Consider the following 24168-nt stretch of genomic DNA (forward strand, 5'->3'; position numbering starts at 1 on the left):
CCTACCCTAAGCTTTCTGTGAGAGTAATATCCGATGGCTGAGCAATAGCTCTTCCGCCACTGGACTGGAAATTTTTCTTGGCGTGATACATCGCCTCATCTGCCCGCTGTAGCAGCTCTTCGGGTGTTTGTGCATGATCAGGATAAATCGCAATGCCAATACTCAGCGAGGTGGTAATTTCAATCCCATCCGCCAGAATGATGGGTTGACTCATGCTTTCAATGATATTGTTAGCAATAATCAGCACATCATCTGTTTCGTGGATAGGTGCCAGTAACACGGCAAACTCATCCCCACCCAAGCGGGCGACTAAATCGGTTTCACGTAGCAGGGCACGAATACGGTCAGCGATGGTGGTCAGCACCACATCACCTGCCGCATGACCATAGCTATCGTTGATCTCTTTAAAACGATCGCCATCCAGGAAAAGAACGGCAGCGTGTTGGTCTGACTTGCAATCATTGAGTGTGCGGCTTAAGCGGCCTTCAAAAAAGGCACGGTTTGCCAGGCCGGTCAGGCTATCGTGTGCCGCCCGATGGGCGAGGAAGTCATTCTCTTGCGTCAGATGTTTTTGCCAAACTTCCAGCTCTTCCAGCAAGCCATTGAAGTCATTACTTAACTCATTTAGCTCGGCAATTTTGGCCGACGGGACTCGCTGACCAAAGCTGCGGTTGCGGCTGACATTATGGGCCACTTTGGTAATTTGGTTCAGTGAACCGATGATGCCAAAGAGCATACGCCGTGACAGAACTAACGCGACCAAAGTACTGAGCAGCAGACAGGCCAGTAAGCCTGCCAGCCCTTGCAGCAGAAAACGCAGCAAGCTGCCGCCATGGCCGACAATCACTATCGTGCCAATCTCATTTCCGGAATGAACCATCGGCAGCACCACCGGTTGAGGTAGCGCCCAGCGGGCAACACTTTGCTCCATATAGTGTATGGGGCCATCATCAGGCAGTGTCCAGCTCGCCACCTCGCGACCATTCACATCCAGAATTTTTGCTTCGGCCACCTCTTCATTGGCGGCAATCAGCGACAGAGATTCGTTAGCGGCCACATTGTCACCAAATACCACCGCAGCTTCAGTGGTATAGCTTATCGAACGGGCAATTAAATGCAGATTATGGTCAGCATAAACCCGCAGGGCGAACAGTGCCGCCAGAGTGAGGAAGATACCTGCCGTGGCCACGGAAACCAGTGCCACCGTTAAGTGAATCCGCCCCAGTACACGACCCAGCGTGGGGAGTCTGGCTGCATCATGGTGATGTTGGGTCTGACTGGCAGACTTATTCTTTATTGAACTCATAATGCGTCAGCCTTTTTACGGGCAAGTTGCAACACGCTGGGGTGAACTCGAACCCCACCGCGTGCTAATGCATCCATATTGACTTTGAAAGAGGCCTGCTTATCTTCCAATAGCAGACAAAATGCACTGCCCAGCGTACATTCGTCATAATCTTCACTGATGGTAAGCACCGAGTGCCCCGAGAGGAGTGCCGCCAGTTCCTGCCGCTTCTGTACTGTGACACGCCCTAGATAAACCACATCACAGCTGGCGGCAACCGAAGCGTCGGGCTGTGGGTAGCGCGCCGTTTTGATCGGATGGGCGGTTTGCATCAATGCTGGATTGAATAGCGCTTCAGCGTAATCAGTTTGAGCCACGATACATAAGCGAATCACCGCAGGCGGTGTTGGCCAACGCGCATAGCTGATAATGCCCAGCACCATTTTGGCGGCGGCATCATTGCGTTCATGCAGGAGTTCGGGGCTAAGAGTATTCGCGGCCCTTAAGGGCAACGCGGTGAACAGGAGCGAAATAAGGAATAAAACAGAGGCACATGCCCGCCAGATACGCTGTGGCGTAATCAGTTTAAGCGGATGATAGTGTTTATCACTACTGACGCCGTTAATTGCGCAAGTGACGATATTCATTTTTGCGCTTCCTGTAGGGCGACACGGTTTACACGCTAATGGCAGCAGACAAATAGTAAGCCGCGATACCATTATAAGATTTAATTGATGCAATAATAGTCGTGGTATCGGCAATATAAGATTTATCTTAAATAATATCTCGAATTTATAAAAAAGCCCGACTGATTAGCCGGGCTTGATGATTGTTGCTGAAAATCAGACCGCGCTTGAAGCGCCTTTGAAGCGCCCGATGATCCATTTTTCGATCTCTACGATGATAAAGATAGCGATAGAGACCAGCAATGTTACGCCCCAATAGTAAGCCGGTAATGGCTCGGTACCGAACGCGGTATTCATAAACGGCAGGTAGATAATAGCTAACTGCAACAGAATCAGGACACCAGAGACTAACCACAACCCCTTGTTGACAAAGAGTTCTTTGTTCAGTGGGAAGCGATCCATCACGCGGCAGTTAAACATATAAATCCACTGTGCGGTGACCAAGGTCTGCATCAGCACGGTGCGGATAAATTCGGTGCTGTAGCCGCGCGGCTCCATATAGGCTTCCAGGGCAAAAGCACTACAGGCAATCAAGGTGCCGACAAACGCGATGCGCCAGATAGCGTGGCCGTCTAACACGTGTTTTGATGGATCACGTGGGTTACGGCGCATAATGCCGCGCTCTGCCGGCTCAAAGGCCAAACCGAATGAGAGCGTGGTGGAGGTCGCCATGTTTATCCAGAGGATTTGCAGTGGCGTCAGCGGAATCACCGCACCCACCAGGATAGCAAAGATGATTAACAGCCCTTGCGCCAGGTTGGTCGGCAACACAAACAGAATGGTTTTTTTCAGGTTATCGTAGACACGACGACCCTCTTCAACCGCATGGGCAATGGTGGCGAAGTTGTCATCAGAGAGCACCATATCGGCGGCCTCTTTTGTCACTTCGGTGCCCTTGATGCCCATGGCGATACCCACATCGGCCTGTTTCAGCGCCGGCGCATCGTTAACACCGTCGCCGGTCATGCCGACGATTTCGCCTTTCTCCTGCAAGGCTTTGACCAGACGTAACTTATGTTCCGGGCTGGTTCGGGCGAATATATCATAACGGACGGCCGCTTCCGCCAGCGCCTTATCGTCCATATGCTCCAACTGGCCGCCAGTAATGGAGTCTTTCCCATTACCTATCCCCAACATGGCACCAATCGCCATGGCGGTTTCCTGATGGTCGCCAGTGATCATTTTCACGCGAATACCGGCCTGTTGGCAGGTGGCAATGGCGTCGATAGCTTCAGGGCGCGGTGGGTCCATCATGCCGGCAATACCGACAAATACCATCCCTTGCTGGATGTCGCTGTGGCCTAACTCGCTGATGGTCTGCTCTGTTGGGCGGTAGGCCGCAGCCAACATACGCAAACCCTGCTGGGTATAGCGCGTCATCTGGGCATCCCAGTAATCACGGCGGAATGGCACCACACCCTGGTCCGTCAGCTCTTGCTGGCAGAAAGTGAACAGCACGTCAGGCGCACCGGTCAGGAAGATGCAGTTTTCCGACTCAACCTGATGGCTGGTGGCCATATATTTATAAGCCGAATCGAAAGGAATTTTACCGTGCTGCGCAACTTGACCCAGCTCGATCCCCGATTTGGCAGCCAATACTTTTAATGCGCCTTCGGTTGGCCCGCCGACAATGGTCCAGTGGCCTTGATCGTTCTTTTGAATCTGGCTGTCATTACACAAATTCACCGCAGTGATAAATGTTTTTAACGGCCCCGCCAGTGAGGCTTGCTGCTCGCTGCCCTCTGGGTAGATATTGCCGACCGGCTCGTAGCTTTCACCGGTGACGCGATAGCAGTTGTCAGCCAAAATCACCGCTTTAACGGTCATTTCGTTCATCGTCAGTGTGCCGGTTTTATCGGAACAGACGACTGTCATGGCACCCAAAGTCTCTACCGTTGGCAGCTTGCGGATAATCGCGCGGTTGCGCGCCATCGCTTGCACACCCAGGGAGAGAATGATCGAAATAATCGCCGGTAACCCTTCCGGTACTGAGGCGACGGCCAGGCTTATCAGCGCCAGCAGCAGTTCATTGACCGGCAGATCCCGTAGAATAAAGGCGAAGACGAACAAAAATGCCATCATCACTAAAATCAGGATGAAAATGGCTTTGCCCAAGCGGTCCATCTGTTGCAGTAATGGTGTGCGAATCGATTCAACCGCTGACATCATTTGGTTGATATGGCCCAGTTCGGTATTGCCGCCACTGGCAATGACCACGCCTTTTGCCGTACCGGCGCTGATAGTGGTGCCTGAGAACAGCAGATTTTTGCGATCGCCAATAACAGATTCGTCCTCAATCACCCCAGTCTGCTTCTCCACCACGGTCGATTCACCGGTCAGGATAGCTTCTTCAATCTGAAGATTATGGGCTTCGAGCAATCGCAGGTCGGCAGGGATTTTGTCCCCTGGTTTCAGCGTAACAATATCACCCGGTACAAGATTTTGAGCGTCAATGGTTTGTGCGCTGCCATCACGGATGACCACAGCTTTACTGGAGAGCATGTTTTGTATGCTTTTCAGTGACTTCTCAGCTTTATTTTCCTGAACATAACCAATTAAGGCATTAATGACTGCCACGCAAAGGATAATAATGGTGTCAACGGAGTGACCCATCAGGCCCTTAACTAAGGCGGCGGCAAGCAAAATGTAGATCAGGACATCATTAAAATGGGCTAAGAACTGTAGCAGGGGGTGCTTACTTTTTTTAGCCGGTAGAGCATTGGGGCCATACTGTTTAAGGCGCTCTTCGGCCTCTTTTTGGCTTAATCCTTCTTCGCGGCTACTTAAGTGCTGCAAAGATTCTTCCGTAGTAAGTTGATACCAGGCCTTTCCCTCTGGGGGCGGGGAGGCGGATTTATGGTCTGATGAGTTTTGCATTGAAAGAACCTTCTTAAAAATGAATAAATCTACAATCTATCAATCTGCTTTCATTTATTTGCCGCAAAGATATTACCATTCATCTTCGGCCCTGCCGGAGGTTAGCAATGTCAATGACTTTGGATATAAATGAAATATTTACAACAGCATAGTGATATTAAGCAAGGATAGTAGATTTTTATGAAAACAGTGCCTTGATCTGAGATAATAAATACGAAATATTTGGCAGCGGGTTGGTTTTAATCTATTGAATTATAACTAAATATATGATTTTTCATTCTGTGGTTTCTTTTTTTCAAGGCACAAAATATCCTCAACAAAGCATAGAAGACTCTTGCCGATTTTAATCATCACTCAAAAAGATTAATCCTACAAATCCATTAGTGTGTGTAATCACTGGCTATCAAGTGAAACTCTTGGTTAGTATATCCCGCTGCCGGAACTAATTATGACTTTGCTCGTCATATGCTACTCAAGAGGTTGCGGTAAGTGAAATGCAGTAGCCAACAACCAGTGAGGAAACAGTGAGTATGGAAAAGTGGCGATATCTGGCGATTGGCGTGTGTCTGGTGACGATTTCAGCAGCGGCATCCGCTGACTCCCTTGATGCCCAACGACAACGCTATCAGCAAGTTAAACTGGCCTGGGACAGCAATCAGATGGATACCGTGGCGCAGCTAATGCCCACGTTACGTGACTATCCGCTGTACCCATATCTGGAATACCGCCAGTTAGCACAAGATTTGAGCCAAGTGAGCGCGGCGCAAGTTAATGATTTCCTGAGCCGTAACCCAACATTGCCGCCTGCAAGTTCGCTCCCATCCCGCTTTGTTAATGAGCTGGCCCGCCGAGAGGATTGGCGCGGGTTATTGACCTTCAGCCCAACCGCGCCGAAACCGGTTGCCGCCCGCTGTAACTATTACTATGCCAAATGGGCGACAGGCGAACAGCAAGCTGCTTGGGATGGGGCAAGTGAAATCTGGCTTAATGGTCAGGCACTCCCCGCTAGCTGCGATAAATTATTCAGTGTCTGGCAACAAGCCGGGCATCAAACACCCTTGGCGACACTGGCGCGGATGAAGCTGGCGCTGAAAGAGGGCAATGCCAGTTTGGTCAGCTATCTGCTCAAACAGCTGCCGGCAGATTACCAGACCATGGGCACAGCACTGGCGAAACTGCAAAGCGACCCTGCCAGTGTTGAAAGCTTCGCCCGTACGGTCGGGCCGACGGACTTTACCCGCTCAGCGACCCTGATTGCATTTACCCGTTTGGCCCGTCAGGACGTAGAGAATGCCCGCGCGATGATCCCAACATTAGCGCGGCTACAGAAAATGAGTGACAGCGAGAAGCTGGAGCTGGAAGAGGCCGTTGCCTGGCGTTTAATGGGCGCGGATGCAACTTACGATCAAGCCAAATGGCGAGATCAGGTGACATTACGTAGCCACTCCACCCCCTTGCTCGAGCGCCGAATCCGCATGTCTCTGGGCAGTGGCGATCGCCAGGGCTTAGCCGCTTGGTTAGCGCGCTTGCCAGCAGAGGCACAAAATAAAGATGAGTGGCGTTACTGGCGCGCATCACTGTTATTGGAGCAGGGCAAGAGAGCCGAGGGCGAAGCTATTTTACGCGGCCTGATGCAAGAGCGTGGCTTCTATCCGATGGTGGCGGCCCAGAAACTGGGGGTTCCTTATCCGATTAATGTCGAGATTGCCACCAAACCCGATGCCTCGCTGGCACAGCGGCCAGAAATCGCCCGAGTGCGCGAGTTGATGTACTGGAATATGGATAATCTGGCCCGCAACGAGTGGAGCTATTTGGTCGCTAGCCGCAGTAAACCTGAACAGGAAGCACTGGCCCGCTACGCGTTTAACCAGAAGTGGGCCGATCTCAGTGTACAGGCGACCATCGTCGCCAAGCTGTGGGATCATCTGGAAGAGCGCTTCCCACTGGCATGGCCGGCGGAGTTCCGTCAGGCGACAGACGGCAAAGGGATCACCCCAAGCTATGCCATGGCGATTGCGCGTCAGGAGAGTGCCTGGAACCCGAAAGCACAATCACCGGTCGGCGCAACTGGGCTGATGCAGGTGATGCCGCGCACCGCAGAACACACGGTAAAACTGAATAATATCAGTGGCTATGTGAATAGCAGCCAGTTGCTCGATCCTGTCAAGAATATTGAGATTGGTACCAGCTATCTGGAAGAGGTCTATCAACAGTTCGGGCGCAACCGCATTCTATCCAGTGCGGCCTATAATGCGGGTCCATCACGGGTCAATACCTGGCTAGGCAACAGTGCCGGACAGGTTGATGCAGTGGCATTTATCGAGAGTATTCCCTTCTCCGAAACCCGTGGCTATGTGAAAAATGTGTTGGCGTATGATGCTTTTTATCGCCACTTTATGAATCGCCCAACGAAGGTGTTGAGTGATGCCGAGTGGCAGCGGCGCTACTGATCCTCTTCGTCCTTGGCGCTGCGGCGGTGTTAGCGGCGCTGCAGCACCCGAATCACTGACTGATGTCAGCTCATCGGGATTTGCTCGCTTGCTGCCTTGCCGCAACACCAATGACTTTGAGGATTTTCGTTATCCTTGGCGCTACGGCGGTGTTAGCGGCGCTGCAGCACCCGAATCATGTATTGGAGTCAGTGATTCGGGACTCAATGAGTTGCCGGCCTACCTGTAGCGCCAAGTTCTTTGGCTATATCTGAGGTTATGATAAGCTGTTGTACTAGTTAAATAGTATGACAGCTCTCCCTTGGGTACTTATTATGACAAAACTACGATTGACCGATCCGAATCTGTCGACTGAAGATAATCAGCACTGGCTGAGCTTTGTTGCACTGCTGCAAAATGCGATTGCGCAAGATCTCCATTTGCCGTTGTTACAATTGATGTTGACACCCGATGAGCGCACCGCGCTGGGCACCCGTGTCCGTATCATTGAGGAGTTAATGCGTGGTGAGTTGAGTCAGCGTGAACTAAAAAATCAGTTGGGTGCCGGTATCGCCACCATCACCCGGGGTTCCAATAGCCTGAAGGCTGCGCCACCACGGCTTAAAAGCTGGCTCGAGGCCCAATTACTGGCAGATAAAAAGTAGCTTCTTTCGCGGCGATTTAGCTCTGGGCTGACTGTTGATAAATTTCATTATGAAATGGCACTAGCGCCAACAATAACGCTTGATGATAAACACTGGTACGAGTCAACTTGCCGTCGGTGAAAATGCCGATGGCCCCGCCTTTCTGCTTAACATTCGCTATCCCGGTTAAAACTGCCATTTCGTCGCCTAGCTCACGGCCTTGGCGAACTCCTTGCAATATAATATCGGGCAGCATCAAACTGGCAGAACGCGACTCTCCCCGTGAATGTAAGTGCTCAATAACCATCCATGCAAAGGTCATATTATCTTCGATACCGGCTTCAATCCCGACCCAAAAATCAGCCTCAGGGCGAAGCCGACGTGCATGAGTCACTCGTTGTCTGGCACCGGTGCGTGTTTCAATACTGCCGATAGGTTGCAGGGGGACACCACTATCAACATTGACACCTTCAATGCGGTAACTGTCAGCGCCATAAACGTCATCGAAGGCGAGGCTAATAGCCTTAATCTTTGCAGGGTTGGTAGTTGCGGCAACAACATGGTACATAATAAGTCTCGATATATTTAAGAACCTATACCCTTCGCATATGAAGTCGCAGGGTTATTTCACGCAGTATAACGGAAAAAAGACATGTTACAGGTATATCTCGTGCGTCATGGCGAAACCATTTGGAACGCGGAACGCCGTATTCAAGGCCAGTCAGACAGCCCGCTAACCGACAACGGTATACGTCAGGCGTACTTGGTTGCACAACGGGTTCGCAGCCAAGGGATCACACATATTATCGCCAGTGATCTTGGGCGTACGCAGCAGACGGCAAAAATTATCGCCGATGCTTGCGGGCTAAAAATGGTGACAGATCCCCGTTTGCGCGAGCTGGATATGGGGGTGCTGGAAACACGTCCGATTGAGAGCTTAACACCAGAAGAGGAGCAGTGGCGTAAGCAGATGGTCAATGGCACTGAAGGTGGTCGTATCCCTGAAGGGGAGTCGATGACAGAGCTGGGGCGGCGTATGCGTGCGGCGCTAGATAGCTGCCTTGAGTTACCTGCTGGCAGCAAGCCGCTGTTAGTCAGCCATGGTATGGCGCTGGGGTGCTTGCTGAGTACGTTGCTTGGTTTACCCGCACATGCCGAACGGCGTCTACGTTTGCGCAACTGTTCGCTGTCGCGTGTTGATTATCAGGAGAGCCCTTGGCTGGCTTCGGGGTGGGTGATTGAAAGTGCTGGCGATACCGCTCACTTGGATATGCCAGCACTTGATGAGCTACAGCGTTAACGCCGGATAGGGATGAGATATTCACATTTCAGCGAGGTCGGAGGCTGATCTTTTGGCCTCCCCTGCGGGAAGAATCGTTCGATATCATAGCCACGTCTACGGGTTAATCCTAACTGCGGCAAGCTGGTGCCATAGAGTGTCAGGATGAAGTTCTGTAAACCGTCCAGCGGCCCCTCGTAGCTAAACAGCACATATTCGCCACCCTGCAAGATAACCGCTTGCCCCTCCTGCACGTTACCCGGCACATGCTGTGGTTCAATGGCCGTGGTGTAGAAAATCTCTTGCTCATCATCTTTCTCCTGATTCGGTCGGGAGTGATGCAAGCCATAGAGTACCGGCGGCAGTTGATCGGCTTCCCCCAGATACTGTTGCCAGAAATGGCTCCGCAATTCAGTGCGATAGGTCGATATCTGCTCAAGGGTACAGGAGTAGCTCTGGGTTAAACCGACCAGATGTTGCTCAGGTAAGGTGATGAATTCAGGTTCAGGCAGAGCATAGGCACCTAACCGGATCGGCGGACATATTCCCGCTGAATGCCAATCCTCCGCCCGACGGTATAGCGCCGGTGTTTGCGCAAACTGTTTTTTAAAGGCGCGGGTAAAGGTTTGCTGCGAATCAAAGCGATATTGCAGAGCAATATCCAAAATAGGGCGGCTGGTGAGTCGTAACGCGACAGCGGCTTTAGATAGCCTTCTTGCACGAATATAAGCACCGATAGCACTCCCGGTGACATCCTTGAACATTCGCTGCAAATGCCATTTTGAATAGCCTGCTTTAGCAGCGACATTGTCCAGTGCTAAAGGCTGGTCTAAATGACTTTCTAGCCAGCTGAGCAAATCACGAATGATACTGGCTTGATCCATAGATCTTCCTCGTAAAGCGGCCTAAATTTAGGGTGTTAATAGTATGGAAATAATAACTCTGGCGCATAGTAGCAACTTTTTATGTTCCCGACTGCTTAAGAATTTCCTATCGTTATGTGTTAAAAAAGCATCTAAGATCTATAAAATGGTTTTTTAGCGGATATTTTATTTTTGCTAAAAATAGTTAGCGTTGAATAACTTTATTCAACGGAATGGAGTAAGTGTATGAAAAAAAGTTGGATATTGCTTGGTTGTTTACTTTCTTTGGGGGCAATTAGCGCCCATGCGGAGGAGATTGGTTCAGTCGATACGGTATTTAAGCTGCTGGGGCCGGATCATAAAATCGTGGTTGAAGCCTTCGATGACCCTGATGTTAAAAATGTAACTTGTTATATCAGCCGGGCAAAAACCGGCGGTATCAAAGGCGGGTTAGGGTTGGCGGAAGATACGTCTGACGCAGCAATCTCTTGCCAGCAAGTGGGGCCGATAGAGCTAAGTGACAAGATTCAGAATAAGAAATCTGACGGTACAGTGGTTTTCCAGAAGCGTACTTCACTGGTATTTAAAAAGTTACAGGTGGTGCGTTTCTACGATCAAAAACGCAATGCGCTAATCTATCTGACCTATTCGGATCGCGTGGTTGATGGTTCACCGAAAAATGCCATCAGTGCCGTGCCGATTATGCCGTGGCAACCGTCTAATTTAACAGAATAAAGAGATAAAAAAGCCAGCATCTAAGCTGGCCTTTTTATCTTTGTGTGTTCGCGAAAGATTACTCTTCCAGATCACCACAAAAACGATAACCTTCACCATGGATAGTGGCGATGATTTCAGGCGTGTCCGGTGTGGATTCGAAATGCTTACGAATACGGCGGATAGTCACGTCAACTGTACGGTCATGCGGTTTCAGCTCACGACCGGTCATTTTCTTCAGCAATTCACCACGGGATTGAATTTTGCCCGGGTTTTCGCAGAAGTGCAGCATGGCGCGGAACTCACTGCGTGGCAGCTTATAGTGCTCGCCCGCAGGGCTTATCAGTGAGCGGCTATTGATATCCAGCTCCCAGCCATTAAATTTATAGCTCTCAACCAAACGGCGCTCTTCGCCGACGCTGCCCAGATTCATGGTACGCGACAGCAGGTTGCGTGCCCGAATAGTTAATTCACGCGGATTGAAAGGTTTGGTGATGTAATCATCAGCGCCAATTTCCAGGCCAAGGATCTTATCTACTTCGTTATCACGACCTGTCAGGAACATCAGGGCAACACTGGCTTGTTCACGAAGTTCCCGTGCCAGCAGCAGGCCATTTTTGCCCGGCAGATTGATGTCCATGATAACTAAGTTAATATCATTCTCAGACAGAATGTGGTGCATTTCTGCGCCATCATTGGCTTCATGAACAACATAGCCTTCCGCCTCGAAAATGCTCTTCAGGGTGTTACGAGTAACTATCTCATCTTCTACGATCAGAATGTGCGGGGTCTGCATGTTTGCTACCTAAAATTGCCAACAAAATAGAAATAGGAAGTACAGAAGTCTTTGTTATATTAGGATTTTTATTGACTTGTTACTCGTCATCCCGTTCATCACATGACTAAAGTACGTAAACGCGTTCTTGATGCACTTTCCATCAACGTCAACAACATCACTAGCTTGGTCGGGGTGTTACTCCCTACAGCCCCAAAGGTGACAAAAGCGGCGCATATCCTAACCCTATTAACAGCAATATAACAGTGTAAGCCGAATCTACCACCCAACAAAACTACGCTTTGTTGACATATATCAAATTCAATTGTAGCACGTTAACACTTTTGTGAAAAAGACTTACAAGAATACCAGCTTAAGTGATGGTGGGCTAAAATATGTGTTCGATTCAGTGTTATTAATATTAAAAATTGATTGTCAGACGTAACAAAAAAAACACTTTTCTAATCTGTTGATTTTTATTGTTTAAAATCAATATTCTTCCGCCATGGCGGCAATGAAGCGGTTTTTCTTGCCAGTGCGCTATTTCGCACAAAAGCATAAGAAGAATTATCGCCAATGTTAGCCAAATGTAAAGCAACAAGGGCAAGAGGCATTTTTTGCTACTTTTTAGAAAGCTAGTCTGAATAGCGAGTCAGAAAATGACTATTTCGTTGCTTTAAGCGGTTTTTATCATAGAGCTGGTATCAATGGCCTGTCAGGGGGTTCTATCATTAAGTTGAAAAAAAACGTTAAAGTTAATTATATGGATTAAAGTTAATATTTCAGTTTTATTATCTGGCTGTTAACCATTATTTTTAATTGTATTGCCAGATAACCCCTGTAGGTTTAGAGGATTAACCCTGATTGAGTAATGAGTTAATTAGCGGCATTAGATGAAAAAATTTGACTTCATCGGGCGATTGCTTTAACCAATATAGGGAGAGCTTCATTTATGAGACAGACAGACGACATGCGATACATCAGCCTGACTACAACGATTATTACCACCACCGAAACCACTGGTTACGGGGCGGGCTGACGCGTACAGGAAACAACAGAAAAAAGCCCGCACCTAGACAGTGCGGGCTTTTTTTTTCAATCAAATCTTTGCAAAAAAGTTTGCGATAAAAAAGCGCGAAAGCGGGAGAGAACCAGAAATGCGAGTGCTGAAATTTGGCGGGACATCAGTAGCAAATGCAGAACGCTTTATGCGTGTTGCCGATATCATTGAAAGTAATGTGCGTCAGGGACAAGTGGCTACGGTATTATCCGCCCCCGCTAAAATTACCAACCATCTGGTCGCGATGATCGACAAAATGGTCGCCGGGCAAGATATCTCGCCAAACATCAGTGATGCCGAGCGGATTTTTTCCGAGCTTTTACGCGGATTAGCCGATGCCCAACCGGGCTTTGACTATGAGCGTTTGAAAGCCTTGGTCGCCCATGAGTTTGCGCAACTCAAGCACGTTTTACATGGTATCTCCTTGCTGGGACAGTGCCCGGACAGCATCAATGCGGCTATCATTTGCCGTGGCGAAAAACTCTCCATTGCTATTATGGAAGCGCTATTCCAAGCGAAAGGTTATCAAGTCAGCGTGATTAATCCGGTCGAGAAACTGCTAGCTCAAGGCCACTATCTCGAATCCACGGTGGATATCACTGAATCGACTCGCCGTATTGGCTCCAGCAATATTCCTGCCGATCACATCATTCTGATGGCAGGTTTCACTGCCGGTAATGACAAAGGTGAGTTAGTGGTGCTGGGGCGTAATGGTTCCGACTACTCAGCCGCCGTGTTGGCCGCCTGTTTGCGCGCGGACTGTTGTGAAATCTGGACTGATGTTGATGGGGTTTATACTTGCGATCCCCGTGTTGTCCCTGATGCGCGCTTATTGAAATCGATGTCATATCAGGAGGCGATGGAGCTATCTTACTTTGGCGCTTCAGTTCTTCACCCCCGCACTATCGCCCCCATCGCCCAGTTCCAGATCCCTTGCCTGATAAAAAACACCGCTAACCCGCAAGCTCCCGGCACACTGATTGGCGGCGAGAGCAGTGACGACGGTTTCCCGGTAAAAGGCATCACCAACCTGAATAACATGGCGATGATCAATGTTTCAGGGCCGGGAATGAAAGGGATGGTCGGTATGGCTGCCCGCGTCTTTGCCGTGATGTCGCGCAGTGGTATCTCTGTGGTGCTGATCACTCAGTCCTCCTCCGAATACAGCATCAGCTTCTGTGTGCCACAAGGGGAGCTTCTGCGCGCCCGTAAGGCACTGGAGGAGGAGTTTTATCTAGAGCTTAAAGATGGCGTGCTGGAGCCGCTAGATGTGATGGAGCATCTGGCTATCATCTCTGTCGTCGGCGACGGTATGCGCACCCTGCGTGGGATCTCAGCCCGCTTCTTCTCGGCACTGGCCCGTGCCAACATCAATATTATCGCCATCGCCCAAGGTTCGTCCGAGCGCTCTATTTCGGTGGTGGTCAGTAATGATGCGGTGACCACCGGCGTGCGTGTCTGCCATCAAATGCTGTTTAACACTGATCAAGTGATTGAAGTGTTCGTGATTGGTGTCGGTGGCGTGGGCGGGGCATTGATTGAGCAAATCTATCGCCAGCAGCCATGGCTGAAACAGCGCCACATTGATCTGCGCGTTTGCGGTATCGCCAACTCCAAAGCCATGTTGACCAATGTGCATGGTATTGCGCTGGATAACTGGCGTCACGAATTGGCTGAAGTGCAGGAGCCATTTAACCTGAGCCGCCTGATTCGCTTGGTGAAAGAGTATCATTTGCTCAATCCGGTGATTGTTGACTGTACCTCTAGCCAGGCGGTGGCGGATCAATATGCTGATTTCCTGGCAGATGGTTTCCATGTGGTCACGCCAAATAAGAAAGCCAACACCTCATCAATGAACTACTACCGCCAGATGCGCGCGGCGGCGGCAAAATCATGCCGTAAGTTCTTGTATGACACCAATGTCGGCGCGGGTCTGCCGGTGATCGAAAACTTACAGAATTTGCTCAATGCCGGTGACGAACTGATGCGCTTCTCTGGCATCCTGTCAGGTTCGCTCTCCTTTATCTTCGGCAAGCTGGACGAAGGGATGACACTATCAGAGGCCACCTTGCAGGCCAAGGCGATGGGGTATACCGAGCCAGATCCACGGGATGACCTGTCTGGAATGGATGTTGCCCGCAAGTTGTTGATTTTGGCCCGTGAAGCGGGGTACAAACTTGAACTGGCAGATATCGAGGTTGAGCCTGTGCTACCTGCAAGTTTTGATGCCTCTGGTGATGTAGCGAGCTTCCTGGCACGTTTGCCATCATTGGATGCAGAATTTACCCGTCTGGTGGCGAATGCCGCAGAGCAGGGGAAAGTACTGCGCTATGTCGGGGTCATTGAAGAGGGGCGTTGTAAAGTGCGGATGGATGCGGTTGATGGTAACGATCCACTGTATAAAGTGAAGAGTGGTGAAAACGCGCTGGCGTTCTATACCCGCTATTATCAGCCGATTCCGTTGGTATTACGCGGTTATGGCGCAGGTAATGATGTGACTGCCGCAGGGGTGTTTGCCGATCTTTTACGCACATTATCATGGAAGTTGGGAGTTTAAATATGGTTAAAATCTATGCTCCGGCATCGATTGGCAATGTCAGCGTCGGCTTTGATGTGTTGGGCGCGGCAGTGACACCGATAGATGGCACCCTACTTGGCGATTGCGTCAGTGTGACGGCGGCTGATCGTTTCAGCCTGCGCAATGAAGGTCGCTTTGTTAGTAAATTACCTAATGACCCGAAAGAGAATATCGTTTATCAATGTTGGGAGCGTTTTTGTCAGGCGATCGGCAAAACGATTCCGGTGGCGATGGTGCTGGAAAAGAACATGCCGATTGGTTCAGGGCTGGGTTCCAGTGCTTGCTCGGTGGTGGCCGGTTTGATGGCAATGAACGAGTTCTGTGGCAAGCCGCTGGATGAGGTGACGCTGCTGGGGCTGATGGGTGAGCTGGAAGGGCGCGTCTCTGGAAGTGTCCATTTTGATAATGTCGCGCCCTGCTATTTGGGTGGGATGCAGCTAATTCTTGAGCAGGAGGGCTACATCAGTCAGGGCGTCCCCGGTTTTGACGACTGGCTGTGGGTGATGGCCTATCCGGGTATTAAAGTCTCAACAGCTGAGGCACGCGCCATTTTGCCGGCACAGTATCGCCGCCAGGATTGCATCGCACATGGGCGCAACCTGGCGGGATTCATTCATGCCTGCCACACGCAGCAGCCAGATTTAGCCGCCAAAATGATGAAAGATGTGATTGCCGAGCCTTACCGCACCCAATTGCTGCCAGGCTTTGCGGCTGCACGACAAGCGGCACAGGATATCGGCGCACTGGCCTGTGGCATTTCTGGCTCCGGCCCGACACTGTTTGCTGTCTGCAACGACACTGAAACCGCGCAGCGCATGGCGAGCTGGCTACAAAATCACTACCTGCAAAACGACGAAGGTTTTGTTCATATTTGCCGTCTGGATACCGCAGGCGCACGACTACTGGGATAACGCATGAAACTGTATAACCTTAAAGATCACAACGAGCAGGTCAGCTTCTCGCAAGCGATCAAGCAGGGCCTGGGTAAGCAGCAGGGGCTTTTTTTCCCGCTGGAGTTGCCCGAATTTAACGTAACAGAGATAGACCAACTGCTGGATCTGGACTTTGTGACGCGCAGCAGCCGTATTTTGTCTGCATTTATTGGCAGCGAAATTGCCCCTGAGGTGTTAACCAAGCGCGTCCAGGCCGCTTTTGAGTTTCCGGCACCGATAGCGCAAGTTGAGAATGATATCGCCACACTGGAGCTGTTCCACGGCCCGACTTTGGCGTTTAAAGATTTCGGCGCTCGTTTTATGGCGCAAATGCTGGCTGAAGTCGCCGGTGACCAGCCGGTGACCATCTTAACGGCGACCTCCGGTGATACTGGTGCGGCGGTAGCCCATGCTTTCTACGGCTTGAAAAATGTGCGTGTGGTTATCCTCTATCCACGCGGAAAAATCAGCCCACTGCAAGAGAAATTGTTCTGTACGCTGGGGGGCAACATCCACACCGTGGCGATTGATGGCGATTTTGATGCCTGCCAGGCGCTGGTCAAGCAAGCCTTTGATGATGAAGAATTAAAGCAGGAACTGAGTCTTAACTCGGCGAACTCAATCAATATCAGCCGCTTACTGGCGCAGATTTGCTACTACTTTGAAGCAGTGGCCCAACTGCCACAAGAAGCGCGTAATCAACTGGTTATCTCTGTGCCAAGCGGCAACTTTGGTGATTTGACCGCAGGTTTGCTGGCTAAATCCTTAGGTTTACCGGTGAAGCGCTTTATCGCGGCAACCAATGCCAATGACACCGTGCCGCGTTTCTTGGTCAACGGCCAGTGGCAGCCAAAATCCACGGTCGCGACCTTATCGAATGCCATGGATGTCAGCCAGCCGAATAACTGGCCGCGTGTAGAGGAGCTATATCGCCGTAAGGTCTGGCAGTTGAAGGATTTGGGCCACGGTGCAGTGAGTGATGAGGTGACAAAAGAGACCCTGCGCGAGCTGGCGAAGCTGGGTTACATTTCAGAACCTCACGCCGCTATTGCTTACCGTGTATTGCGTGATCAGTTGCAAGATGGTGAGTTCGGGCTGTTCATTGGTACGGCACACCCGGCGAAATTCAAAGAGAGCGTGGAAGCCATTTTGGGCCAAGAGCTACCCTTGCCAAAACCACTGGCGATACGGGCGCAATTACCATTGCTATCCCATGATTTACCAGCAGATTTTGCGACAATGCGGGCGTTTTTAATGGCCTTGCCAAAGTAATCTGTTGTTAGCATCAAGGTGAAAGGGCCAGTTCAGTTTTCTAATGGCCCTTTCAATTTCAGTGCTGTTCAGCCCGCTTAAATACCAGTTCGTTTTTCGCCGACAGCCCGGCATCAAACTCATAACCTTCCAGATTAAAATCAACCAGTTGTTCAGGTTTGGTTAACCTATTCTGGATGATAAAACGGCTCATCAAGCCACGGGCTTTCTTGGCGTAGAAACTGATGATTTTGTATTTACCGTTTTTCTCATCTAAAAATACCGGCTTAATCAGTGAACCGGCTATTTTGGCCGTTTTCACGGCCTTAAAATACTCATCAGAAGCCAGATTAATCAGCACATTATCTCCTTGCTGTGCCAGCGCCTGATTCAGTTTTTCGGTTATCTGATCACCCCAAAATGTATAGAGATCTTTGCCCTGTGGATTCGCCAACTTAATGCCCATTTCCAGCCGGTAGGGCTGCATCAAATCCAACGGGCGTAGCACGCCGTATAGGCCCGAGAGCATGCGTAGATGCTGTTGGGCGAAATCAAAATCGGCATCGCTAAAAGTCTGTGCCTGCATCCCAGTGTAGACATCACCTTTGAAGGCCAAAATGGCCTGACGGGCATTTTCTGGCGTGAAATCAGGTTGCCATTCGCTAAAGCGAGCCGCATTTAAGCCCGCCAGTTTGTCGCTAATCCCCATCAGGCTGCTGATTTGAGCTGGCGTCAACTCGCGGCAGATTTCGATAAGCGCTTGTGATTTATCCAACATTTCAGGTTGAGTGAACTTGTTGGTCGCTAATGGACTTTGATAATCAAGGGTTTTGGCTGGGGAGATAATAATAAGCATCACGGCATCCTGTTAATCCAGATAGCACACTGTAGCAAAAAGCGCGCGTCAGCAAAAAGAAGATTGGGCGATTGCTAAGATAGGTAGGCTGCTTTCTTTATCGGGGGTATAGTTTCCAAAGGATATATAGCTTAGCTAAATCGTCTCAGCCCCACAATAATGGACAAATTTGCTATTAATCAGATGATTTCCAGCTGTTTTGAAAGGCGTAAACGGTTGCGAAGCGGAGAGCGCAAGGTTGCGCTTTTTTTAATCAGTTTAACTGCCTTGCACCGAGGCTTACGCATGTTATTATCAGAACAAGGCAGGGCTGCGAAATGCCAAAAGTTCATGCACAAACGACGAGAAACGACAACATGACCGATAAACTTACTTCCCTACGTCAAATCACCACTGTAGTCGCAGATACTGGGGATATCGCGGCAATGAAGCTGTATCAGCCGCAAGATGCAACCACCAACCCATCCCTTATTCTGAATGCCGCTCAAATTCCTGAATATCGCAAACTGATCGATGAAGCCATTGCTTGGGCGCGTGAACAAAGTAGCGATCATGCTCAGCAGATTGTCGATGCAACGGACAAACTGGCCGTCAATATTGGTTTGGAAATTCTGAAACTGATCCCTGGGCGTATTTCTACCGAAGTTGATGCGCGTCTCTCCTATGACACTGTTGCTAGCGTGGCAAAAGCTAAACGCCTGATCAAATTGTATAACGAAGCGGGCATCAGCAATGACCGCATCCTGATCAAGCTGGCCTCTACCTGGCAGGGTATCCGTGCCGCAGAACAGCTGGAAAAAGAGGGTATCAACTGCAACCTGACCCTGCTGTTCTCCTTTGCTCAGGCACGTGCTTGTGCTGAAGCGGGTGTGTTCCTGATCTCTCCGTTTGTTGGTCGTATTCTTGACTGGTACAAAGCCAATGGCGACAAAAAAGAGTTCGCACCAAACGAAGATCCAGGTGTGGTTTCAGTGACTGAGATCTACCAGTATTACAAAAAACATGGTTATAAGACTGTAGTGATGGGCGCAAGCTTCCGTAATCTGGGTGAAATCATTGAATTGGCCGGTTGTGACCGCTTGACTATCGCCCCATCGCTGCTGAAAGAGCTGGCAGAAAGCGAAGGTCCAGTCGAGCGTAAACTCTCTTACACCGGTGAAGTTCAGCCGAAACCTACACCGCTGACTGAAGCTGAATTCTACTGGCAGCACAATCAGGACCCAATGGCGATTGATAAACTGGCTGACGGTATTCGTAAGTTTGCTATCGATCAGGGCAAACTTGAGAAAATGATCTCAGACCTGCTGTAATCTGAGCAGATCACGCGAGATTTGACGAAAAGGTGGCGTAAGCCGCCTTTTTTGTTTTTCTACTGCCTCTGCACTGGAGAGGTTTACTGCCCGGGCCGCCACTGCAATCACTTTGGGTATGTTATCATTTGATCAGATAAAGGCATTTCGTTGAGGTAATCGCATGAATACATTACGTATAGGTTTAGTCTCTGTCTCTGATCGGGCGTCGAGCGGGGTTTATCAGGATAAAGGCATTCCGGCGCTGGAAGAGTGGCTGGCAAGTGCGTTAACCACCCCCTTTGAAATAGAAACGCGCCTTATTCCTGATGAGCAAACACTGATTGAACAAACATTGTGTGAGTTGGTCGATGAAATGGGCTGCCATTTGGTGTTGACCACCGGTGGAACTGGCCCGGCAAGGCGCGATGTTACCCCTGATGCCACTCTGGCTATCGCCGATCGGCAGATGCCAGGTTTTGGCGAGCAAATGCGTCAAATCAGCCTCCATTTTGTTCCTACCGCTATTTTATCCCGTCAGGTAGGGGTTATCCGCAAGCAAGCACTGATCATCAACTTACCGGGGCAGCCTAAATCGATTAAAGAGACGCTGGAAGGGGTGAAAGATGCGCAATCTAACGTTATGGTCGCCGGTATTTTTGCCAGCGTACCTTATTGCATTCAATTACTGGACGGGCCTTATATCGAAACGAACAGCGCAGTAGTAGCAGCTTTTCGTCCTAAGAGTGCCATAATTGAAATAAAAAGCTAAATTGAAAGTTTCTACAGCATTAGATGTCATTATACGAGTGTGGGGAATTTTGTACGGTATAGTCATGTTTACTTTACAAAAAGATGAAAATATTTTTCTTCCCCAACTCTGGTTTACTACGGTGTCATATGTCTCAAGAACACAACTCATCTCAAAGCGACTTTTCCCAACATGATGCTGGCCCGCAGCAGCATCATAATCGTCGATTAAATAAGCAAGATTATAAAACGCTGACACTGGCTGCATTAGGCGGGGCGTTAGAATTTTATGATTTTATTATTTTTGTCTTTTTTGCCGCGGTAATTGGTGACCTCTTCTTCCCGACGGATATGCCTGAATGGCTGCGTCAGGTGCAGACATTCGGTATTTTTGCCGCCGGTTATCTGGCTCGTCCGCTGGGCGGCATCATCATGGCGCATTTTGGCGACTTGGTTGGCCGTAAGAAGATGTTTACCCTCAGTATTCTATTGATGGCACTGCCAACGCTGGCGATCGGTATGCTGCCGACTTACGCCTCTATCGGCATCGCGGCACCACTGCTACTGCTCCTTATGCGCGTGTTGCAAGGTGCGGCGATTGGTGGTGAAGTCCCCGGGGCATGGGTCTTTGTGGCTGAACATGTGCCACGCCGACGTATTGGGATTGCCTGTGGCACCTTAACTGCTGGTTTAACGGCGGGGATTTTGCTGGGGTCGCTGGTTGCAACGGCAATGAATACCTCGTTGAGTCATCAGGCTATTCTGGATGGCGGCTGGCGTGTGCCGTTCTTCCTGGGTGGGATTTTTGGTCTGTTCGCCATGTATCTGCGCCGCTGGTTACAAGAGACACCTATCTTTAAAGAGATGCAGGCACGTAAAGCCTTGGCTGAAGAGTTGCCACTGAAATCTGTGGTGGTCAATTACAAAAAAGAGGTGGTCGTTTCGATGCTGCTCACCTGGCTACTTTCTGCCGGTATTGTGGTGGTTATCCTGATGACGCCAACTTATTTACAGAAACAGTTTGGTGTATTACCCGCGCTGGCACTGCAGGCGAACAGTTTAGCAATTGTTGCGCTAGTTTGTGGCTGCGTGATTGCAGGCCTGGCTATTGATCGTTTCGGTGCCAGTAAAACCTTTATTGTCGGCAGCTTGATGTTAGCGCTATCGACATGGTCGTTCTACCACACCAATTTGACTGATCCGACTCAACTGTTTACCCATTATATGATGGCGGGTTTCTGTGTCGGAATTGTTGGGGCGGTACCCTATGTGATGGTGCGCGCTTTCCCGGCAGAGGTTCGCTTCACTGGTATTTCATTCTCTTATAATGTGGCTTACGCCATATTTGGCGGCCTGACACCTATTTTAGTGACCCTATTAATGAAGGTAACCCCTATGGCGCCAGCATATTATATGCTGCTGCTCTCGCTGGTAGGCTTGTTGTTAGGAGTTTATCTACGTAATGATATTAACAGTGAAGTGAAAATCAATATGGCCAAGAAGGTGATGAGCTGACCCACTCCTCATCAATTAAAGCCAACTCAGTTTGAAGAATAGCCCATAATGCGTGATAAATTTATGGGCTATTTTTTCAGCTAAGTCAGTTAGAATTCTGATTTAAAGTTAAACCCGACCTTTTGTTTGACGCGAGCTGAGGGTTGGGAGATGACTTCAGAAAATAGTGTGCTGGCCCCGCGCTGCTGTAAATATCGCGCTAATTCGTTTACGGCGGCGGTTCCCGCCCCTCTTACGGTTCCTTCACTATGTGGTGTTAACACATACTCCGGTTGTGTTGCAGAGGCAACCAGTTCGACTTGTTTTCTATCATTGAAACAATCGGCCAGAACAATGGCGATAATCTCTCCCCGATATTTGACGACAACATAAATTTCACCAGGACGCTTAATGATCAATCTGCGGTGAATAATCCCAGTGACAATATGTCCGGCATGAAGGGTCTTGCTTAATGCTACAGTTGCATCGGAATCAGCATCGAGATCAACAACATGAGTACCTTGATATCGTTGGCCCCATTGTTCAATAGTTTTGGTAAGTTCATCCCGCAAAGCTCGATTATTTTCAATTTCAGCATCGGATAATTTCTCTGCTTCTTCAGCTGTGGGGGTAGTTATTATTTCTATTTCAAAATTTGACTCAGGTTGTGCGACTAACTCACCATGTTGAATAACCATAGGCGTTGTTGGTTTGTATACATATGTTTCTAGCAGCAACTCATAAACACCCAGAGGTAGCTGTTCTACATGGACTGGCATATCATCGGTTGAGTAATAGAAGCCAAAGGCCAAATAACTTAATTGAGCATAATCAAATGCAGTCTTTATATCACTAAGGGCATTCCCGGTACTTCTATCTGCGAGTTTGTCTCTTATCGCTTTACTGAATCGTTGTTCTATTTCTGCATCTTCTACTACCGCACCTGTACTCCCTGTTTTTATAATTGAGTTTATGATTTTGCTAAAATACTCGGAATTCCAGGTTCGTAGATCGTTGCCAAATAACAGAGTAAAATCAGTCATGATCTCTAGCGTCCAATCAATACAAGGGGGCCTTATTTGGCGGGATGAACGTGGGTTCATTAGTAAATAGATCGAAGTCATACAGGTTTTTGCTGCAGCGGGTAGACTCAATGATTGATGATGATTTGTGCTATCGATGTAACTTAGCATCATATAATTTTCAGTGGGTCCATTATCACCTCTCTCTTTTGATATTTCTTTTGTTGATAAATTTTTCTTGAGTGGTCGACTATCTCCGGCAATATGCAATGTTTTCTCTTTTGTATTACTACGAAAATACTCTTCGGAACTGAAGATGATTTGATCAAGTTGTTGACATGAACCTTGAGTAATATAGTTATAGATATTGAGGAATGGAGTGAATGAACATATTATTTTACTTGTTTCAGATAAATCCCTTTTTTCCCAATGTTGCTCACCAGTGTCGGCAGTCAGTATAGATCTATCTAATATCAACGGGCTGTTACTATTATAGTTATAATTCTCGATAATTATTCTTGGCTCTATACCAGCAGGTTCTTGCCACTTAAATGAGATAATAGGTGATATATCAACCAACTGCTCTTTTAATGTCTTAATATATTGAAATTGTACTATGCCATTACTTGGTTGTATAATAAAAGCAAGTTCATCCGAATATTCTTGATATTCAAAAATAAATTCATTAAGCATATAAAGATCAGAAAAAACAATACCTTTTTCAGTTACGTTAATGTTTGGCCCATTGATTAAGTTAATACTATAGCCATCACCCTGCATTAGAGTCTTATTTTTAAAAACGAGTAGAATTTGCTTGTTAATTAATCGTTTGTCATACCAGTGCTGACCGAATGATTCAGGTATTTTTATTTCGTATGCATCTAATATAAGACAATTTTGATTACAGTTGAGTTTTTCATTTTTTAATACTTTCATACTGCTTATCTGATTATCCATCCCTATTGCACTTAATTCCTTAGCGCTAATGCTTTCTGTTACTGAAAAAAAATGGGGTTGAAGTTATCATTTTTATATATTTTAGCCATCATTCCTGATGGGATCTTTATTGATCTTATACTATCATTATCAATAAAAGGTGAAGGGTAGGCTGAATGGAATGATTTTTTATACTCAAGATATAAATCTATTTCTTGACCAGAGTGTAAACAAGTGCTCTCACCTTGATAGTCGTCTTCCATATAGAAACAGACGCTATCATTATTTGAGTAGCCCGGTTTTGATAGTGCCAATATAATGCTAACTAACCATTTAGTTGCTGTTTTCATAAGTATCCCCTTAACTTCGTTAATTAGAGTTGACTTATTATTATCTAGGCTTGGGGATTATATGATATGTCGAGAAATTCACCTTATCTATTTTTCAA

At 48.5% G+C, this 24168-nt stretch carries 22 protein-coding genes and 1 other annotated feature; of the genes, 13 read left to right on the forward strand and 9 right to left on the reverse strand.

The window, feature by feature from the left end; genetic code table 11:
- Position 1 precedes the first annotated feature (1 nt).
- The 3 genes from dgcN to HRK25_RS09340 form a co-directional block, all read right to left on the reverse strand.
- Complete coding sequence (gene dgcN, locus HRK25_RS09330; protein WP_032896360.1) at positions 2-1306, reverse strand: diguanylate cyclase DgcN/YfiN; 1305 nt, start codon at positions 1304-1306, stop codon at positions 2-4.
- Positions 1303-1932, reverse strand: a complete 630-nt coding sequence (yfiR, locus tag HRK25_RS09335) for a regulatory sequestration protein YfiR (protein WP_005270679.1) — start codon at positions 1930-1932, stop codon at positions 1303-1305. Before yfiR ends, dgcN begins: the two co-directional genes overlap by 4 nt.
- A 195-nt stretch (positions 1933-2127) precedes the next feature.
- Positions 2128-4848, reverse strand: a complete 2721-nt coding sequence (locus HRK25_RS09340; protein ID WP_032896356.1) for a cation-transporting P-type ATPase — start codon at positions 4846-4848, stop codon at positions 2128-2130.
- A 530-nt stretch (positions 4849-5378) separates the two neighbouring features.
- Between HRK25_RS09340 and sltY the strand changes: the two genes are divergently transcribed.
- The 3 genes from sltY to trpR all read left to right on the forward strand — a co-directional run bounded on the left by sltY (position 5379) and on the right by trpR (position 7942).
- Entirely contained in the window at positions 5379-7298 is a 1920-nt protein-coding gene (gene sltY, locus HRK25_RS09345) for a murein transglycosylase (protein WP_005270670.1), read from the forward strand.
- On the forward strand, positions 7273-7527 hold the full coding sequence (locus tag HRK25_RS09350; RefSeq protein ID WP_032896353.1) for a hypothetical protein: 255 nt from the start codon (positions 7273-7275) through the stop codon (positions 7525-7527). The genes sltY and HRK25_RS09350 overlap by 26 nt, the downstream gene beginning before the upstream one ends.
- Positions 7528-7612: 85 nt before the next feature.
- On the forward strand, positions 7613-7942 hold the full coding sequence (gene trpR, locus HRK25_RS09355) for a trp operon repressor (RefSeq protein ID WP_032896350.1): 330 nt from the start codon (positions 7613-7615) through the stop codon (positions 7940-7942).
- A 16-nt stretch (positions 7943-7958) separates the two neighbouring features.
- On the opposite strand, the gene yjjX is transcribed toward trpR, so the two are convergent.
- Positions 7959-8489, reverse strand: coding sequence for an inosine/xanthosine triphosphatase (gene yjjX / locus HRK25_RS09360; protein ID WP_005270666.1), 531 nt, complete (start codon positions 8487-8489; stop codon positions 7959-7961).
- A gap of 84 nt (positions 8490-8573) precedes the next feature.
- Between yjjX and gpmB the strand changes: the two genes are divergently transcribed.
- The gene (gene gpmB, locus HRK25_RS09365; RefSeq protein WP_032896347.1) at positions 8574-9221 is read left to right on the forward strand and encodes a 2,3-diphosphoglycerate-dependent phosphoglycerate mutase GpmB; all 648 of its coding nucleotides are present in this window, start codon (positions 8574-8576) and stop codon (positions 9219-9221) included.
- Here gpmB and robA read toward each other — a convergent pair.
- Positions 9218-10084 carry an MDR efflux pump AcrAB transcriptional activator RobA gene (gene robA, locus HRK25_RS09370; protein ID WP_005270664.1) on the reverse strand — a complete coding sequence of 289 codons (867 nt, stop codon included), beginning with the start codon at positions 10082-10084 and terminating at the stop codon, positions 9218-9220. The genes gpmB and robA overlap by 4 nt on opposite strands.
- A gap of 225 nt (positions 10085-10309) precedes the next feature.
- Between robA and creA the strand changes: the two genes are divergently transcribed.
- Complete coding sequence (gene creA, locus HRK25_RS09375; protein ID WP_005270663.1) at positions 10310-10798, forward strand: protein CreA; 489 nt, start codon at positions 10310-10312, stop codon at positions 10796-10798.
- A 58-nt stretch (positions 10799-10856) separates the two neighbouring features.
- Here the strand turns inward: creA and arcA are convergent, their stop codons facing one another.
- The gene (gene arcA, locus HRK25_RS09380; protein ID WP_004706052.1) at positions 10857-11573 is read right to left on the reverse strand and encodes a two-component system response regulator ArcA; all 717 of its coding nucleotides are present in this window, start codon (positions 11571-11573) and stop codon (positions 10857-10859) included.
- 102 nt (positions 11574-11675) lie between these two features.
- Here arcA and yjjY point away from each other — a divergent pair, with 102 nt between their 5' ends.
- The 5 genes from yjjY (at position 11676) to thrC (ending at position 17394) form a co-directional block, all read left to right on the forward strand.
- Positions 11676-11816, forward strand: coding sequence for a YjjY family protein (gene yjjY / locus HRK25_RS20190; RefSeq protein WP_004706054.1), 141 nt, complete (start codon positions 11676-11678; stop codon positions 11814-11816).
- A gap of 706 nt (positions 11817-12522) precedes the next feature.
- Positions 12523-12591 carry a thr operon leader peptide gene (gene thrL / locus HRK25_RS09385; RefSeq protein ID WP_099460353.1) on the forward strand — a complete coding sequence of 23 codons (69 nt, stop codon included), beginning with the start codon at positions 12523-12525 and terminating at the stop codon, positions 12589-12591.
- Positions 12530-12648: a sequence feature (Thr leader region), on the forward strand. Its footprint overlaps the gene before it by 62 nt.
- Before the next feature lie 61 nt (positions 12649-12709).
- On the forward strand, positions 12710-15169 hold the full coding sequence (gene thrA / locus HRK25_RS09390) for a bifunctional aspartate kinase/homoserine dehydrogenase I (protein ID WP_005270661.1): 2460 nt from the start codon (positions 12710-12712) through the stop codon (positions 15167-15169).
- Positions 15170-15171: 2 nt separating this feature from the next.
- The gene (thrB, locus tag HRK25_RS09395) at positions 15172-16101 is read left to right on the forward strand and encodes a homoserine kinase (RefSeq protein ID WP_005270660.1); all 930 of its coding nucleotides are present in this window, start codon (positions 15172-15174) and stop codon (positions 16099-16101) included.
- A 3-nt stretch (positions 16102-16104) separates the two neighbouring features.
- Complete coding sequence (gene thrC / locus HRK25_RS09400) at positions 16105-17394, forward strand: threonine synthase (RefSeq protein WP_005270659.1); 1290 nt, start codon at positions 16105-16107, stop codon at positions 17392-17394.
- A gap of 58 nt (positions 17395-17452) precedes the next feature.
- Here thrC and yaaA read toward each other — a convergent pair whose 3' ends face one another.
- Complete coding sequence (gene yaaA / locus HRK25_RS09405) at positions 17453-18229, reverse strand: peroxide stress protein YaaA (RefSeq protein WP_005270656.1); 777 nt, start codon at positions 18227-18229, stop codon at positions 17453-17455.
- Between the two features lie 356 nt (positions 18230-18585).
- On the opposite strand from yaaA, the gene tal reads away from it, so the two are divergent.
- The 3 genes from tal to HRK25_RS09420 all read left to right on the forward strand — a co-directional run bounded on the left by tal (position 18586) and on the right by HRK25_RS09420 (position 21783).
- On the forward strand, positions 18586-19539 hold the full coding sequence (gene tal, locus HRK25_RS09410; RefSeq protein WP_005270650.1) for a transaldolase: 954 nt from the start codon (positions 18586-18588) through the stop codon (positions 19537-19539).
- 163 nt (positions 19540-19702) lie between these two features.
- Entirely contained in the window at positions 19703-20290 is a 588-nt protein-coding gene (mog, locus tag HRK25_RS09415; RefSeq protein ID WP_005270648.1) for a molybdopterin adenylyltransferase, read from the forward strand.
- 128 nt (positions 20291-20418) lie between these two features.
- Entirely contained in the window at positions 20419-21783 is a 1365-nt protein-coding gene (locus HRK25_RS09420) for an MFS transporter (protein ID WP_005270647.1), read from the forward strand.
- Between the two features lie 89 nt (positions 21784-21872).
- Here the strand turns inward: HRK25_RS09420 and HRK25_RS09425 are convergent, their stop codons facing one another.
- Positions 21873-23720 carry a GNAT family N-acetyltransferase gene (locus tag HRK25_RS09425; protein ID WP_244262452.1) on the reverse strand — a complete coding sequence of 616 codons (1848 nt, stop codon included), beginning with the start codon at positions 23718-23720 and terminating at the stop codon, positions 21873-21875.
- Between the two features lie 59 nt (positions 23721-23779).
- On the reverse strand, positions 23780-24070 hold the full coding sequence (locus HRK25_RS09430) for a hypothetical protein (protein WP_005270643.1): 291 nt from the start codon (positions 24068-24070) through the stop codon (positions 23780-23782).
- Between the last annotated feature and the right edge of the window lie 98 nt (positions 24071-24168).

Origin of the sequence: Yersinia bercovieri ATCC 43970 (assembly GCF_013282745.1) — a bacterium.
Classification (GTDB): domain Bacteria; phylum Pseudomonadota; class Gammaproteobacteria; order Enterobacterales; family Enterobacteriaceae; genus Yersinia; species Yersinia bercovieri.

What these genes read in the sequence shown, in the direction of transcription:
- sltY (WP_005270670.1), top strand. Translation starts at nt 5,379, where the DNA reads ATGGAAAAGTGGCGATATCTGGCGATTGGCGTGTGTCTGGTGACGATT.
- yjjX (WP_005270666.1), bottom strand. Translation starts at nt 8,489, where the DNA reads ATGTACCATGTTGTTGCCGCAACTACCAACCCTGCAAAGATTAAGGCT.
- robA (WP_005270664.1), bottom strand. Translation starts at nt 10,084, where the DNA reads ATGGATCAAGCCAGTATCATTCGTGATTTGCTCAGCTGGCTAGAAAGT.
- HRK25_RS09425 (WP_244262452.1), bottom strand. Translation starts at nt 23,720, where the DNA reads ATGAAAGTATTAAAAAATGAAAAACTCAACTGTAATCAAAATTGTCTT.
- yaaA (WP_005270656.1), bottom strand. Translation starts at nt 18,229, where the DNA reads ATGCTTATTATTATCTCCCCAGCCAAAACCCTTGATTATCAAAGTCCA.
- thrA (WP_005270661.1), top strand. Translation starts at nt 12,710, where the DNA reads ATGCGAGTGCTGAAATTTGGCGGGACATCAGTAGCAAATGCAGAACGC.
- yjjY (WP_004706054.1), top strand. Translation starts at nt 11,676, where the DNA reads ATGACTAAAGTACGTAAACGCGTTCTTGATGCACTTTCCATCAACGTC.
- gpmB (WP_032896347.1), top strand. Translation starts at nt 8,574, where the DNA reads ATGTTACAGGTATATCTCGTGCGTCATGGCGAAACCATTTGGAACGCG.
- creA (WP_005270663.1), top strand. Translation starts at nt 10,310, where the DNA reads ATGAAAAAAAGTTGGATATTGCTTGGTTGTTTACTTTCTTTGGGGGCA.
- tal (WP_005270650.1), top strand. Translation starts at nt 18,586, where the DNA reads ATGACCGATAAACTTACTTCCCTACGTCAAATCACCACTGTAGTCGCA.
- HRK25_RS09340 (WP_032896356.1), bottom strand. Translation starts at nt 4,848, where the DNA reads ATGCAAAACTCATCAGACCATAAATCCGCCTCCCCGCCCCCAGAGGGA.
- HRK25_RS09350 (WP_032896353.1), top strand. Translation starts at nt 7,273, where the DNA reads ATGCCGAGTGGCAGCGGCGCTACTGATCCTCTTCGTCCTTGGCGCTGC.
- HRK25_RS09420 (WP_005270647.1), top strand. Translation starts at nt 20,419, where the DNA reads ATGTCTCAAGAACACAACTCATCTCAAAGCGACTTTTCCCAACATGAT.
- dgcN (WP_032896360.1), bottom strand. Translation starts at nt 1,306, where the DNA reads ATGAGTTCAATAAAGAATAAGTCTGCCAGTCAGACCCAACATCACCAT.
- thrB (WP_005270660.1), top strand. Translation starts at nt 15,172, where the DNA reads ATGGTTAAAATCTATGCTCCGGCATCGATTGGCAATGTCAGCGTCGGC.
- trpR (WP_032896350.1), top strand. Translation starts at nt 7,613, where the DNA reads ATGACAAAACTACGATTGACCGATCCGAATCTGTCGACTGAAGATAAT.
- arcA (WP_004706052.1), bottom strand. Translation starts at nt 11,573, where the DNA reads ATGCAGACCCCGCACATTCTGATCGTAGAAGATGAGATAGTTACTCGT.
- mog (WP_005270648.1), top strand. Translation starts at nt 19,703, where the DNA reads ATGAATACATTACGTATAGGTTTAGTCTCTGTCTCTGATCGGGCGTCG.
- HRK25_RS09430 (WP_005270643.1), bottom strand. Translation starts at nt 24,070, where the DNA reads ATGAAAACAGCAACTAAATGGTTAGTTAGCATTATATTGGCACTATCA.
- yfiR (WP_005270679.1), bottom strand. Translation starts at nt 1,932, where the DNA reads ATGAATATCGTCACTTGCGCAATTAACGGCGTCAGTAGTGATAAACAC.
- thrC (WP_005270659.1), top strand. Translation starts at nt 16,105, where the DNA reads ATGAAACTGTATAACCTTAAAGATCACAACGAGCAGGTCAGCTTCTCG.